Below are 14252 nucleotides of genomic sequence, written 5' to 3' on the forward strand. Positions count from 1 at the left end.
GGCCCCGGCTGCCCCGGCCCCGGCTGCCCCGGCCCCGGCTCCGGGCGCCCCCGCTTCGCAGGACACCACCCCCCGGACCACCGGCTCGCCGGCCCCGACCCCTCAAGCGGCAGCCCCGCAGGCTCCCATCCCGCAGTCCGGCACCTCGCAGCCGGCCGTCGCGTCCGGACCGGTCGCGGCTCCGCACGCGGCGCATGACGGCACGGACGGTGCGGGCGCCGCGTTCGTCCCGCACCCCGGCGACGGCGGCCCCCGCCCGGCAGGCGCGGCCACCCCGTATCCCGCACAGCAACAGCAACAGCAACAGCAACATCAACAGCCCCAGCCTCACCCCCAGCCGCAACTACAGCCCCAGCCACATCCCCAGGCCCCGCCCCACACCCCCCACACCCCCCACGGCGCCTGGCAGCAGTACGACCCCTGGAGCGCGCCCCTGCAGGGCGGCCCGGTGGTTCCGCCGCCGCCCGGCGTGCGGCGCAGCCGGCGCGGGCTGCTGGTCGCCGGTGCGGTGGCGCTCGCGCTGCTCGCGGGCGGTGTCGGCGGCGGGATCGGTGCGTATGTCGAGCGCTACGGCGGGATCAACGACATCAAGCTGCCGCAGGCCGCCGGCGACGAGGGCGGCCGTAAGCCCGACAGCGTCGCCGGTATCGCGCAGACCGCGCTGCCCGGAGTGGTCACCATCCACGTACGGGGCAACGCCGAACAGGGCACCGGCACCGGCTTCGTCCTCGACCGGCAGGGGCACATCCTCACCAACAACCATGTCGTCGAACCGGCCGGCACCGGTGGCGAGATATCGGTGACGTTCAGCGGCGGCCAGACAGCCAAGGCCAAGGTCGTCGGCCGGGACGGCGGCTATGACCTCGCCGTCGTCCAGGTGGAGGGCGTCAGCGGACTGCGGCCGCTGACCCTCGGCAACTCCGACTCGGTGCAGGTCGGCGACCCGGTCGTGGCGATCGGCGCACCGTACGACCTCGCCAACACCGTCACCTCCGGGATCATCAGCGCCAAGCAGCGCCCGATCACCGCGGGCGGCGAGAAGGGCGACGGCAGCGACATCTCGTACGTGGACGCGCTGCAGACCGACGCGCCCATCAACCCGGGCAACTCCGGCGGCCCGCTGGTGGACGCCAAGGCCCGGGTGATCGGCATCAACAGCGCCATCCGCGCCGCCGACAGCGGCAGCGGACCGGACGGCGGCGGCCAGGGCGGCAGCATAGGGCTGGGCTTCGCCATACCGATCAATCAGGCCAAGCGGGTGGCCGAGGAGCTGATCAACACCGGCCGGGCGACCCACCCGGTGATCGGCGTCACCTTGGAGATGGAGTACGCCGGGGACGGCGCACGGGTCAGCGAGCGCAGCAAGGACGGCAAGCAGCCGGTCACCCCGGGCGGCCCCGGCGCCAAGGCCGGGATCAAGGCCGGCGATGTGATCACCAAGGTGGACGGCGCCCCGGTGCACAGCGGTGAGGAGCTGATCGTCAAGATCCGCAGCCACCGGCCGGGCGACACGCTGATGCTGACCCTCCAAAGGGGCGGCAAGGATCAGTCCGTACGGCTCAGACTGGGATCCTCCAGCACGGGCTGATCGTTTGCACGGTGTTGGTGCGGGTGACTCCCACCCGACGTACGGGGCCAGGTACCGTGATAGTCGGCCTGGCCCATAGGCCTACGAAGGCCGCGGATAACCCAAGGAGCTGCAAGGTGTTCTTCGACATAGGACCCCTCGAGCTGGTCGCGCTCGTGATCCTTGCCGTGCTCATCTTCGGCCCGGACAAGCTCCCCAAGGTCATCCAGGACGTCATGACCTTCGTCCGGAAGGTGCGGGCGTTCTCCGACAGCGCCAAGGAAGACATCCGCAGCGAGCTCGGCCCGGATTTCAAGGACTTCGAGTTCGAGGACCTCAAGCCCAAGAACTTCGTGCGCAAACACGTCCTGGAGAAGGACGAGTACGGCCTCAAGGACCTTCAGGAGATCCGTAACGGCTTCGACCTGAAGAAGGAGATGGCCGAGGTCACCGACGCCGTCAACGGCCGCGACAGCGCCCCTTCCGCCACGCCCTCGAACGGCTCAGGCCCGAGCCTGACCAAGGAGCCCCCGGCCGGCTCCGGCCGCCTGGACATGGTCAAGAGGACCGGGGACCCGGTGCCGGACGAGCGTCCGCCGTTCGACGCCGACGCCACCTGACACACTCCGGTATGCCCGGGCTGTGTTGACCCCTATGGCTATGCTCCGGGTGTCCGGGGTTCGGTCGCCTGAGGGGGGCGGGCCGCCCACGACGCAGGGCAACAAGGAGGCTCCGCGCAGATGGAGACGACGAGTCGGGCAGCGGAAGAAGAGTCGTCCGCACCGGTCGGCGGAAAGGTCGACGGCTATCTGTTGGCCGAGTTCCCGTGGTACGGCCTCGATGAGGCGTTCACCGGCCCACGCTGGCTGATGCAGGTCGGCGCGGCCGCGGACGGCACCGTCGAACACGGCGCCACCGGGCATGGCGAGGAGCCCACCATCAGGGTGGAATCGCCGCAGGACGAGCGGTTCGCGGTCGTGGTGACGGTCCCCAGCCGCCCCGTACGGCGCAGCGCCGACGGCACCGGCGTACTGGAGGCCACCTCGGTCTCGACGGCAGCCTGGCTCGCCGGGTCCGGGCTGCTCGCCCGTACCTGGCCGACCACGATGGACCGGACGCTGCGCCAGGACTGGCTGGACCAGCAGACGATGCTCGCCTGGGAACTGGCCGACGATCTCGGCGGCGGGGGCTGGAGCGAGCTCATACTGCCGGTGGACGGTGCACCGACCTCGTTCGCGTACCGCGAGTCCGAGTACGGCTGGGTGCTGGCGGGCTCGGCGAGCGAGAGCCCCGAGGGCGTGCACATCGGCGCCTACGGGCGTGGGATGAGCGCGTACGGGCTGGGCTTCTCGGTGATCAAGGACCTGGCGGCGTACCAGGGCTGACCGGCCGCATGCCGGACAGCCGGCCGCACAACGAACAGGGGCGGACCCGCGCGGGTCCGCCCCTGTGGCGTCGTCCGGAGCCGTCGACGGCTCCTGGGGACGTCAGAACTTGTTGCGCGGGGTGATCCCCAGCGACATGCCCGACAGACCGCGCTGCCGGCCGCCCAGCTTGCCCGCGATCGAGCGGATCGCCGAGCCGGCGGGCGAGTCCGGGTCGGTCAGCACGACCGGCTTGCCCTCGTCGCCGCCTTCGCGGAGGCGGACGTCGATCGGGATGGCACCGAGCACCGGCACCTGCGTGCCGGTCGTCCTGGTCAGGCCCGCGGCGACCTGCTCGCCACCGCCGGTGCCGAAGACGTCGACCATCTCGTCGCAGTGCGGGCAGGGCAGCCCGGACATGTTCTCGACCACGCCGACGATCTTCTGGTGGGTCTGCACGGCGATCGAACCGGCCCGCTCGGCGACCTCGGCGGCGGCCTGCTGCGGGGTGGTGACCACCAGGATCTCGGCGTTCGGCACCAGCTGCGCCACCGAGATCGCGATGTCGCCGGTGCCCGGGGGCAGGTCCAGCAGCAGGACGTCCAGGTCGCCCCAGTACACATCGGCGAGGAACTGCTGGAGCGCGCGGTGCAGCATCGGGCCGCGCCAGACGACGGGCGCGTTGCCCGGGGTGAACATGCCGATCGAGATGACCTTCACGCCGTTCGCCGACGGCGGCATGATCATGTTCTCGACCTGGGTGGGCCGGCCGTCGACACCGAGCATGCGCGGCACGGAGTGGCCGTAGATGTCGGCGTCCACGACACCGACCTTCAGACCGTCGGCCGCCATCGCCGCGGCGAGGTTGACCGTCACCGACGACTTGCCGACGCCGCCCTTGCCGGACGCCACTGCGTAGACCCGGGTCAGCGAGCCGGGCTGGGCGAACGGCACCTCGCGCTCGGCGGTGCCGCCGCGCAGCGACGTCGCCAGCTCCTTGCGCTGCGCGTCGCTCATCACTTCGAGCTCGACGGTGACGCCGGTGACGCCGGCGACCTTCGCGACGGCATCGCGCACACTGTTGGTGATCGTCTCGCGCATCGGGCAGCCGGAGACGGTGAGGTAGACCACGACCGCCACCGCGCCGTCCGCCGCGATGTCCACCGATTTGACCATCCCCAGATCGGTGATGGGGCGGTGGATCTCGGGGTCGTTCACCGTCGCGAGCGCGGCGCGGATCGCGTCCTCGCTGGGTGCGGCGCCTTGGGGGGTCTCGGTAGCCATGACCCGATGGTACGGCGCATGAGGCGGCCTCCGGAAAGGGCGTCAGCGGTCGCGTTCATCACTCTCTGCTTCGACCATCTGCCGTAGCTCCAGATCCCGCAGCATGTCCTCTAGCTCGGAGCGGATCCAGTCGCGGGTGGCGACCTCACCCAGGCCGAGCCGCAGTGCGGCGATCTCCCGGGTCAGATACTCGGTGTCGGCGATGGACCGCTCGTTCTGCTTACGGTCCTGCTCGTGGGTGACCCGGTCGCGGTCGTCCTGGCGGTTCTGCGCCAGCAGGATCAGCGGCGCCGCGTACGACGCCTGGAGCGACAGCGCCAGCGTCAGAAAGATGAACGGGTACTCGTCGAACCTCAGGCTCGTGGGCGCGGCGAAATTCCAGCTGATCCACGCGATGACGATGACCGTCATCCAGACGATGAAGCGGCCGGTGCCCAGGAAGCGGGCGATCTTCTCCGACAGCCGCCCGAACTCCTCCGGGTCGTACTCCGGCAGGAAGGTACGACGCGGTGTGCGCGGCTGGTCCAGGCGCACCCGCGGGCGCTCGGGCGTGCCCCGCCGCAGCGCGGAGGCGCCGTTCAGCCGCGTCCGCTCCCGGCCGCTCTCCCGCTCCTCAGCGCCCATTCGCGGCCTTCCCGAGGGGCTCGGTGTCGGTCAGGCCGGCCGCCTCCGGGCCGTGCAGCTCGGCCTCCCGCCAGTCCTCCGGCAGCAGATGGTCCAGCACATCGTCGACGGTGACCGCGCCCAGCAGAGCCCCGCTCTCGTCCACGACCGGCGCGGCCACCATGTTGTACGCGGCCAGATAGCTGGTCACCTCGGACAGCGGGGTGCCCGGCGGCAGCGGCGGCAGATCGGTGTCGGCGATCGAGCTGACCAGGGCGAACGGCGGGTCGCGCAGCAGCCGCTGGAAGTGCACCAGGCCCAGGTACTTGCCGGTGGGGGTCTCGTCCGGCGGCCGGCAGACATAGACCTGGGCGGCCAGCGCGGGCGAGAGATCCGGGTCGCGGACCCGGGCCAGCGCGTACGCGACCGTCGCGTCCGGGCGCAGCACGATCGGCTCGGTGGTCATCAGACCGCCCGCGGTGCGCTCCTCGTACGACATCAGCCGCCGCACATCGGCGGCCTCCTCCGGCCGCATCAGGGTCAGCAGCCGCTCCGTCGCCTCCTCGGGCAGGTCGGAGAGCAGGTCGGCGGCGTCGTCCGGGTCCATCGCCTCCAGGATGTCGGCGGCCCGTTCGTCCTTCAGCTTGCCGAGGATCTCGACCTGGTCGTCCCCGGGCAGCTCCTCCATGACGTCGGCGAGCCGGTCGTCGTCGAGCGCCGCGGCGACCTCGGCGCGCCGCTTGGGGGAGAGATGGTGCAGTACGCCGGCGAGATCGGCCGGACGCAGCTGTTCGAGGGTGGCCAGCAGACTCTCCGCGCCCTGCCCGTGCTCCTCCCGTGAGAAGCCGGTCACCGCCGACCACTCCACGGTCAGCGTCTCGCCCTTGCGGCGCAGCGCACCGCCCTTGCCCTTGCGTACGAAGACCTTCTCGATCTCCCAGTCGCGGCGGGCCGGCAACTGGGTGATGCCGATGTCGAGGACGGCGACCTCCTCGTCGGTCTCCACCAGCCGCACCCGCCGGTCGAGCAGTTCGCCGAACACCAGCGTCTCGGTCGCCCGCTGCTCGAACCGCCGCATATTGATCACGCCGGTGGTGATGATCTGGCCGGACTCCATACCGGTCACCCGCGTCATGGGCAGAAAGATCCGGCGCCTGCTGATCACCTCGACGACGAGACCGAGCAGCCGCGGCGGGCGGGCGCCGACCCGGAGCAGCGCGACGAGATCCCGCAGCCGGCCGACCTGATCGCCGTTGGGGTCGAAGACGGCGATGCCGGCGAGATGGGAGACGAAGACCCGGGGAGTCACCACTGCCATGCAGAGCGCCTCCCTTTCTCCCGATCCGTCAGAAATAAGGCATCAATTCGGGTTCAGGCTAACGCGCCCGCGTCCGCGCCGCCCGGGTGAGAGAGGCCGTAGGGTGACCGCCACGCACCCCGCCGACGACCGTGCGCGGCCCAGGTACGCTGCCGTACTGCTGTCGAGGTCACCCGCATCAGGAGGCAGAGCCGACGTGAGCGCAATCCCCCCGGGGACGAGCCCCCGACCCCTGGCCGGAACCCGTCGTACGGGACGGGCCGCGCTCGTGGGGGCGGCCTGCGCGGCACTGGCCGCGGCGCTCGCGGGCTGCGGCGCGAAGGAGGACCCGGACGCCGGCACCAACGGTGTGGGAAAGCTGCCCGCCGCCAAGATCGAATCCAAGGCGCGGGCCGCGGCCGAGCACGCCGATACGGTGCACCTCTCCGGCAATGTCGTCAGCCAGGGCCGTACCTACAAGCTCGACATGAGCCTGGCGGAGGACGGTGCCAAGGGCGAGCTGACCACGAAGGCGGCCGCCTTCCAGCTGCTGCGGGTCGGCAATGCGCTCTATCTGAAGGCGGACGCGGCCTTCTGGGCCGGCGAGAAGAGCGGCTCGTCCGGTGCGCCCGATCAGGCGGCGGCGCAGAAGCTCGGCGGCAAATACGTCAAGGTGCCCGCCGCCGACCCGGTCTACAAGCGCTTCAGCGGCTTCACCGACAAGGACACGCTGCTGGCCGGCCTGCTCGGGCTGCACGGCAAGCTGACGACCGGTGACCGCAGCGATCTCGACGGCGTCCGCACCATCCGGATCAGCGCCGGCGCGGGCTCCGGCGGCACCCTGGACGTCTCGCTGGAGGGCACGCCCTACCCGCTGCGGTTGCAGCGCGCCGGCGGTGCGGGGGTGGTGCGGTTCGACGCCTGGGACAAGAGCGTGGACCTCAAGGCCCCGGCGAAGGACCAGGTCGTGGACTACGGCACGCGGATCTCCGGCGGGCGCTGAGGCCGGTCACCGGGCGCCGGGGTCAGCCCTTACGGCCCCGGCGCAGCAGCTTCGGCAGCGCGGCCGGGGCGGGCCGCCGGGTGGTCGCGGACGTCGCCAGCGGCGGCGCGGCATGTGACTCCTGGGGCATACGGCCGGGACGCTGCGGTACCTCGCCTGTCGGCTCCAGCCGCAGCACCCGGCACTCGCGCGCCCAGCGCTCGGTGAGGGTGTCCGCGTCCGGCGCGTTGAGCCGCTTGCCCTTGAGCTCGTCGACCGCGGCCTGCCACGCCTCGCTCTCCGGCGCCGGCTCGACGATCTTGGCTTCCCAGGCGATCAGCCGGCCGCCCTTGTCCTTGCTGCGTACGGTGACCGTCGCCAGACCGCCGTCGGTCAGTCCGAGGCCGGTCAGCGGCTGCTCGCCGGGTCCGTCCCCGACGAGGCAGGCGGCCCCGTCGTGCCACACATGCCACAGCGCACGGGCCGGCCCCGCCGGCCCCCGCACCCAGATGAGGCCGGACTTCTTCGTGGCCTCTTCGATGAGCGCCCGATCCTGCAGGGCCTGCGACACGATCTCCGTCATACGACTCAGCCTAATGGCCCCGGCCGCCCCCGCCCGGAGCCGCCCGGGCGCTGAGACGCCCAGGGCGCGGCGCCCGCCCGCCGTGCGGCTCGCCCCACGATGCCGCGCGCACTCCCGCTGTCTCCCCGAGGCCGGAGGCCCCCGGCCTCAGAGCCACCCGTTGCGCTTGAACCCGCGGTGGATGCCACAGCAGATGGCGACCGTCACCAGCATCATGGCCGGATAGCCGAACTTCCAGTGCAGCTCCGGCATGTAGTCGAAGTTCATGCCGTAGATCCCGGCGATCATCGTGGGCACGGCGAAGATCGCCGCCCATGCCGTGATCTTGCGCATGTCCTCGTTCTGGGCGACGGCGGCCTGCGCGAGATTGGCCTGCAGGATGGAGTTGAGCAGATCGTCGAAGGACAGCACCTGCTCGTTGACCCGCGCCAAATGGTCGGCGACATCCCGGAAGTACTTCTGGATGTCGGAGTCGACCAGCCGCATCGGACGCTCGCTCAGCAGCTGCATCGGCCGCAGCAGCGGCGACACCGCGCGCTTGAACTCCAGTACCTCACGCTTGAGTTGGTAGATCCGCCCGGCGTCGCCGCCCTTGGGGGAGCCCTTGCCGCCGGTGCCCTTGCCGTTGGTGCCCGAGCTGAAGACGTCGATCTCCACCTCGTCGATGTCGTCCTGGACCGCGCCGGCCACCGCCATATAGCCGTCGACGACCTGGTCGGCGATGGCGTGCAACACCGCGGACGGGCCCTTGGCCAGCAGCTCCGGGTCGTCCTGCAGCCGGTGCCGCAGCGCGCGCAGCGAGCCCTGGCCGCCGTGCCGCACCGTCACGATGAAGTCCCGCCCGGTGAAGCACATCACCTCACCGGTCTCCACGACCTCGCTGGTCGCGGTCAGCTCGGCGTGCTCGACGTAGTGGACCGTCTTGAAGACGGTGAACAGGGTGTCGTCGTAGCGCTCCAGCTTGGGCCGCTGGTGGGCGTGCACGGCGTCCTCGACGGCGAGCGGGTGCAGCCCGAACTCCTGGGCGATACCGGCGAATTCGGCCTCGGTCGGCTCGTGCAGCCCGATCCAGGCGAAGCCGCCGTCGGCCCGGACGCCGGCCATCGCCTCGGCCGGGGTGACGTGTTCACTCACGCGGCGGCCCTCGCGGTACACACCGCAGTCGACGATGGCGCTGTTCGCGCAGGCCGGGGCGGACTTCTCGTAGCGGTACGGGGGTTCGTCGCGGCGCCGGGTGGGACGGACGGCGGCGCGCAGGTCGCGGATCATCGACATGGCAGGCTCCTTCACGGGCCGGCCGTCAGCTGCTGGCGCGGGGCGCAGCGCTGCCCGGAACGTGGACGTACGAGGCGTCATCGGCCGTACGTCCGCAAAGCGGGCGGCGCTCCGTGCGGGGATACTGACGGCAGTTCGCAGAAAACACGGAACAAAGAGTCGAAGGCGCTCTTCCGTCATCTACATCCGGCGCAAAGGTGCTTCCATGGTTTCGCCGCTCAACGGCGGGGTACGGAAGCTCTCGGATCAGGAGATTCGCTGCGCGAGGGGGATGACAGGAGAACTATCGGTACTGCACGGTCGACTCGGATCCACCGCAGCCCCACCTCCTCCGGCCGGTCCCCGTTGGGGGACGACGTCATTCCCTGACCAGACGGCAAGGCTATCAGCCGCCTGAAGCGTTATAGCGCCGCTTTGCCTGTTCGATACTAATGACGGGCGCAGCGATGGGGTCCCCCGGACGGAGTCCAGGGGATGGTCATCGAGGGGCGACGGTCGGGCAAGGGGCCGGCCGTATGCTCGCGGCATGTCTGACGTTCTTGAGCTGGTAGAAGCCCGGTTGCGTACGAGCCTGGGCGAGCCGGACGCGCGCGCCGCCGTCACCTTCCTCGGGACCGACCGTATCGAGGTGCTCCGCTTCGCGGACAACGGGGTCCTCCGCTACGCCACGCTCGGGATGTCCGCGCAGCCCATGGCCGACCCCACTTCCGTGGTGGCCGACCCCTTGCGCGGCCCGCGCGCCGAACTCGTGCTGTCCGTACGGGGCGGCCGCGCCGACACCGACAAGGTGCTCCGCCCGCTCGCCGTGCTCGCCGCGTCCCCGCAGGTCGAAGGGGTGATCGTGGCGCCGGGTGCCTCGCTGGACGTGGGCGAGCCGCTGTGGCCGGGGGCCGCCTTCACCTCGGTCCTGGTCGCCGAGTCCGGCGGGCTCATCGAGGACCTGGAGCTGGACGAGCCGATGGAGCCGGTCCGCTTTCTGCCGCTGCTGCCGATGACGCCCAACGAGGCCGCCTGGAAGCGGGTGCACGGCGCCGAGGCCCTCCAGGAGCGCTGGCTGCAGCACGGTACGGACCTGCGCGACCCGCTGCGCACGGGCGTACCGCTCGACTGACCGGCGAGCACTCCCGTAACCGCGCGCCCTGCCCGCCCTCCGGACGAGAGGGCGGACGGGGCGTCAGATGCCGTACGCGGGAAGGCGACCGGCACTCAATTGGCGAAGACCGCGACCCCGTCCTCCGTGGCGTGCCGCGGCTCCAGCTCCTCGGCCTCGGTCGTCAGCGCCCGGCGCCTTACGGCGACGATGCCGGCGCCGATCACCGCCGCGGCGGCCGCGACGATGAACGGGACATGGATGTCGGTCCACTCCTCGATCTTGGGGGCAAGGAAGGGTGCGGCCGCCGCGGCGAACCACCGCACGAAGTTGTAACCGGCGCTTGCCACCGGGCGCGGCGCGTCCGAGACACCCAGCGCCAGCTCCGTGAAGACGGTGTTGTTCAGGCCGATGAAGGCGCCGGACAGGACCGTGCACACGACGGCGGTGGTGTGGTTGCCGTAGCCCAGCACGATCAGGTCGACGGCGAGCAGCACCAGCGAGCCGCCCAGCACCTTCAGCGAGCCGAAGCGGTGCTGGAGCCGGGGCGCCACGATCACCGAGAACACCGCGAGCAGCACACCCCAGGCGAAGAAGACGCCACCCGACTGGTACGGCGACATGTTCAGCACGAACGGGGTGAAGGCCAGCACCGTGAAGAAGGCGTAGTTGTAGAAGAAGGCGGAGACGGCGGCGGAGGCCAGCCCGCCGTGGCCGAGCGCCTTGACCGGGTCCAGGAGTGAGGTCTTGTACGCCGGCTTCGGCTGCTCCTTGAGGAAGGCCGTGATGGCGAGGAAGCCGATGGCCATCAACACCGCGGTGCCGAAGAACGGGTAGCGCCACTTCATGTCGCCGAGGATCGCGCCGAGCAGCGGCCCGCAGGCCATACCGAGCCCGAGCGCCGACTCGTACAACAGGATCGCGGCCCCGCTCCCTCCGGCCGCCGCCCCCACGATGACCGCCAACGCGGTGGAGACGAACAGGGCGTTGCCCAGCCCCCAGCCGGCCCGGAAGCCGACCAGTTCGCCGACCGACCCCGACATGCCGGAGAGCGCCGCGAAGACCACCACCAGCGCGAGGCCGGCGAGCAGGGTCTTGCGGCCGCCGATACGGCTGGAGACGAAGCCGGTGACCAGCATCGCGAAGGCGGTGATCAGGAAGTAGGAGGTGAACAGGAGCGAGACCTGGCTGTTGGAGGCGTGCAGGCCCTGGGCGATCGAGGGGAGGATCGGGTCGACGAGGCTGATGCCCATGAAGGCCACGACCGAGGCGCCCGCCGTGGCCCATACGGCCTTCGGCTGGCGCAGGAGGGAGGTGCCGCCCGCCCCGCCCTTCTCGAACCGATCGCCTTCGGTGCCGCCGCCGTGGCCGCCGCTCTTCGTGCCGCTCATGCCGCGGTTCCCCTTTCCGTTGCCGGTTGTGTATCCCTGATCCGCGCAGGCGGCCGACCGGCCGGCTGTCCGGCCGTCCCGCCGTCCGAGATCGTTGACGTTTACACATATTAAGTTAGCCGATCTAAAGAATGCAAGCTGCAACTACTTTCCTGGTGGGGAGGGGTGCGCCGAGGAAGGCGGCCAAATGCGCGGCGCAGTAGGTGATTCGGGGCACACCGGTCGGGTGATCGTCCTTGACGCGGCGGCGGGGCTGGAGGACCGTTGGTCCTTATGAGGGGCGAACCCAGTTGCCCGAAGTGCGGAGGCCGGGTACGGGCGCCCGGTCTCTTCTCCGACACCTGGCAGTGCGCCCTGCACGGCACCGTGCACCCACTGCAGCCGGTCGTCCCGCCGAGCGTCGAGGCGCTCGGCGTCGTCGTGCACCGCGCACAGGTGCCCGTATGGATGCCCTGGCCGCTGCCGGTCGGCTGGCTGTTCACCGGCGTGGCCTGCGCCGGCGACGACCGCAGCGGAGGCCGCGCGACCGCGGTGGCCTGCTCGGGCCCCGGGCCGCTCGGCGGCCCCGGCGAACTCCTGCTGATCGCCGAGGAACTGGGCGTCGGACTCGGCGCGCGCTACGCCGGTATCGACGGCCCCGACCCCGGCCCCCATATGTGCGTGGACAAAGCGCCGCACGGCAAGGTGCTCGCCGCCGGCCGCCCGACCGCGCTCTGGCATGTCGACGGCGCACCGACGGACCGGGCGGTCTTCGCCGGCGAGGCGCGCGGGCTGTGGCTGTGGGCGATCGCCTGGCCCGAGCAGTCGGGGCTGATGATGTACGACGAGCTGGTGCTGACCGATCTGCGCGAGGCCGGCGCCGAGGTGGATCTGCTGCCGTGCGGGGCGCTCTCGCCCCGGATCCTGAGCTGACCGGCCCTCGGCTCCCGCCGGGCCGGGCCGTCGCGTCCCCGGGAACGGCACGGGCGCCGTCCGGCGGCCCGGTATCCTTCTGAGGTCCCCTTACGGTGTACCTGTGCCCGGTGTGTGTCCCGGGCCGTGTCTCCGTATCCGTCCCGCAGCAGTCTGGAGTCCGCGTCGTGCGTATCGATCTGCACACCCACTCCACTGCGTCCGACGGTACGGACACCCCCGCCGAGCTGGTGCGAGGCGCCGCGGCCGCGGGTCTGGACGTCGTCGCGCTGACCGACCACGACACCGTCGGCGGGCACGCCGAGGCGCGCGCCGCGCTGCCCGAGGGGCTGACGCTGGTCACCGGCGCCGAACTCTCCTGCCGGATCGACGGGGTGAGCCTCCATATGCTCGCCTACCTCTTCGACCCCGAGGAGCCGGAACTCGCCCGTGAGCGGGAGCTGGTGCGCGACGACCGCGTGCCGCGGGCCCAGGGCATGGTCGCCAAGCTGCGTGAGCTGGGTGTGCCCATCACCTGGGAGCAGGTCGCCCGGATCGCCGGGGACGGTGCCGTGGGACGGCCGCACATCGCCACCGCCCTCGTCGACCTGGGCGTGGTCGCCTCGGTCTCCGACGCCTTCACCTCGCAGTGGCTCGCCAACGACGGCCGGGCGTACGTGGAGAAGCACGAGCTCGACCCGTTCGACGCGATCCGGCTGGTCAAGGCCGCGGGCGGGGTCACCGTCTTCGCGCATCCGCTGGCCGTCAAGCGCGGCAGCTGCGTACCGGAGAGCGCGATAGCCGAACTGGCCGCGGCCGGCCTCGACGGCATCGAGGTCGACCACATGGAACACGACGAGCCGACCCGCGCGCGACTGCGCGGTATGGCCGCCGACCTCGGACTGCTGCCCACCGGCTCCAGCGACTACCACGGCAGCCGCAAGACCTGCCGGCTCGGCGACTACACCACCGACCCCGAGATCTACGGCGAGATCGTGCGCCGTGCGACCGGCGCCTTCCCCGTTCCCGGCACGGGCGGCTGAGCCCACGGCTGCCGGTTGCCGCACCGCGGTCGCGGTGCGCGCCCTGGTCCCTGGGACGTTTCCTGCATGCCTGTAGCGCCGCCTGAGCGGTGCGGTTTACCGTACGCACCTCCTTGGCGCCCGCCCCCTCCCGCCCCCTACGGGCTCGCGCTTGTCGCGCCGGCCCGTGCCCCGTTTGCCCCTCTCACCTCCCGTACCACCTCTCGCAAGGCCTTCACCGTGTTCGATGTCGCCGTCTTCAGTACCCTCTTTGTCACCCTTTTTGTGATCATGGACCCGCCGGGTATCACCCCGATCTTCCTGGCCCTGACCTCCGGCCGAGCGGCCAAGGTGCAGCGCCGGATGGCCTGGCAGGCGGCCGCCGTCGCCTTCTGCGTCATCGCCGTCTTCGGCCTCTTCGGCCAGCAGATCCTGGGGCGGCTGCACATCTCGACGCCCGCGCTGATGATCGCGGGCGGACTGCTGCTCCTGCTGATCGCGCTGGATCTGCTGACCGGAAAGTCGGAGGAGCCGACGCAGACCAAGGACGTCAATGTGGCGCTGGTGCCGCTGGGCATGCCGCTGCTGGCCGGGCCCGGCGCGATCGTGTCGGTGATCCTCGCGGTGCAGCATGCGCACGGGTTCGCCGCGCAGCTCTCGGTGTGGACGGCGATCGTGGCGATCCATGTGGTGCTGTATCTGGTGATGCGCTTCTCGCTGGTGATCATCCGGGTGATCAAGGACGGCGGAGTGGTCCTGGTGACGCGGCTGGCGGGCATGATGCTCTCCGCGCTCGCGGTGCAGCAGATCATCAACGGCGTACTGCAGGTGATCCAGAGCGCCTGACGCCCCACCCGGACGCAGACGCGGCAGCGCCCCCGTACGACGTGTTCGTACGGGGGC

General features: G+C 71.1%; 14 protein-coding genes. 8 read left to right on the plus strand and 6 right to left on the minus strand.

The features are described 5' to 3' along the window. The 3 genes from DY245_RS37580 to DY245_RS37590 all read left to right on the plus strand — a co-directional run. A partial coding sequence (locus DY245_RS37580; protein ID WP_128511584.1) for a S1C family serine protease occupies positions 1-1588 on the plus strand: 1588 nt, incomplete at its 5' end. A 116-nt stretch (positions 1589-1704) separates the two neighbouring features. Beyond that, positions 1705-2187: a sec-independent translocase gene (locus DY245_RS37585; protein ID WP_128511585.1), complete on the plus strand. Its 483-nt coding sequence runs from the start codon at positions 1705-1707 to the stop codon at positions 2185-2187. A gap of 120 nt (positions 2188-2307) precedes the next feature. Next, positions 2308-2952, plus strand: coding sequence for a hypothetical protein (locus DY245_RS37590; RefSeq protein WP_128511586.1), 645 nt, complete (start codon positions 2308-2310; stop codon positions 2950-2952). Between the two features lie 102 nt (positions 2953-3054). On the opposite strand, the gene DY245_RS37595 is transcribed toward DY245_RS37590, so the two are convergent. Genes DY245_RS37595 through DY245_RS37605 form a run of 3 tightly spaced genes read right to left on the minus strand, consistent with a single transcriptional unit; the run spans position 3055 to position 6136 of the window. Next, positions 3055-4215: an Mrp/NBP35 family ATP-binding protein gene (locus tag DY245_RS37595; protein WP_128511587.1), complete on the minus strand. Its 1161-nt coding sequence runs from the start codon at positions 4213-4215 to the stop codon at positions 3055-3057. Between the two features lie 42 nt (positions 4216-4257). Continuing rightward, positions 4258-4839 (minus strand): DUF1003 domain-containing protein, encoded by a 582-nt coding sequence (locus DY245_RS37600; protein ID WP_128511588.1) that lies wholly within the window; start codon positions 4837-4839, stop codon positions 4258-4260. Continuing rightward, positions 4829-6136, minus strand: coding sequence for a magnesium transporter MgtE N-terminal domain-containing protein (locus DY245_RS37605; RefSeq protein WP_128511589.1), 1308 nt, complete (start codon positions 6134-6136; stop codon positions 4829-4831). Before DY245_RS37605 ends, DY245_RS37600 begins: the two co-directional genes overlap by 11 nt. A gap of 196 nt (positions 6137-6332) precedes the next feature. On the opposite strand from DY245_RS37605, the gene DY245_RS37610 reads away from it, so the two are divergent. After that, positions 6333-7118 carry a hypothetical protein gene (locus DY245_RS37610; protein ID WP_128511590.1) on the plus strand — a complete coding sequence of 262 codons (786 nt, stop codon included), beginning with the start codon at positions 6333-6335 and terminating at the stop codon, positions 7116-7118. 22 nt (positions 7119-7140) lie between these two features. Here the strand turns inward: DY245_RS37610 and DY245_RS37615 are convergent, their stop codons facing one another. Together DY245_RS37615 and DY245_RS37620 are read right to left on the minus strand one after the other, a co-directional pair. After that, on the minus strand, positions 7141-7680 hold the full coding sequence (locus DY245_RS37615) for a hypothetical protein (RefSeq protein WP_128511591.1): 540 nt from the start codon (positions 7678-7680) through the stop codon (positions 7141-7143). A gap of 147 nt (positions 7681-7827) precedes the next feature. After that, complete coding sequence (locus tag DY245_RS37620; protein WP_128511592.1) at positions 7828-8955, minus strand: magnesium and cobalt transport protein CorA; 1128 nt, start codon at positions 8953-8955, stop codon at positions 7828-7830. 526 nt (positions 8956-9481) lie between these two features. Here DY245_RS37620 and DY245_RS37625 point away from each other — a divergent pair. Continuing rightward, a complete protein-coding gene (locus DY245_RS37625) occupies positions 9482-10066 on the plus strand; it encodes a suppressor of fused domain protein (protein ID WP_128511593.1) in 585 nt (194 codons plus the stop codon). Between the two features lie 95 nt (positions 10067-10161). Here the strand turns inward: DY245_RS37625 and DY245_RS37630 are convergent, their stop codons facing one another. Continuing rightward, positions 10162-11436, minus strand: coding sequence for an MFS transporter (locus DY245_RS37630; RefSeq protein ID WP_181924042.1), 1275 nt, complete (start codon positions 11434-11436; stop codon positions 10162-10164). A gap of 273 nt (positions 11437-11709) precedes the next feature. Between DY245_RS37630 and DY245_RS37635 the strand changes: the two genes are divergently transcribed. The 3 genes from DY245_RS37635 (at position 11710) to DY245_RS37645 (ending at position 14195) form a co-directional block, all read left to right on the plus strand. Then, positions 11710-12348: a DUF6758 family protein gene (locus tag DY245_RS37635; protein WP_128511594.1), complete on the plus strand. Its 639-nt coding sequence runs from the start codon at positions 11710-11712 to the stop codon at positions 12346-12348. 167 nt (positions 12349-12515) lie between these two features. Then, on the plus strand, positions 12516-13370 hold the full coding sequence (locus DY245_RS37640; RefSeq protein ID WP_128511595.1) for a PHP domain-containing protein: 855 nt from the start codon (positions 12516-12518) through the stop codon (positions 13368-13370). A 219-nt stretch (positions 13371-13589) separates the two neighbouring features. Then, complete coding sequence (locus tag DY245_RS37645; protein WP_128511596.1) at positions 13590-14195, plus strand: MarC family protein; 606 nt, start codon at positions 13590-13592, stop codon at positions 14193-14195. Positions 14196-14252: the final 57 nt, after the last annotated feature.

Source organism: Streptomyces inhibens (assembly GCF_003389455.1).
Taxonomy (GTDB): domain Bacteria; phylum Actinomycetota; class Actinomycetes; order Streptomycetales; family Streptomycetaceae; genus Streptomyces; species Streptomyces inhibens.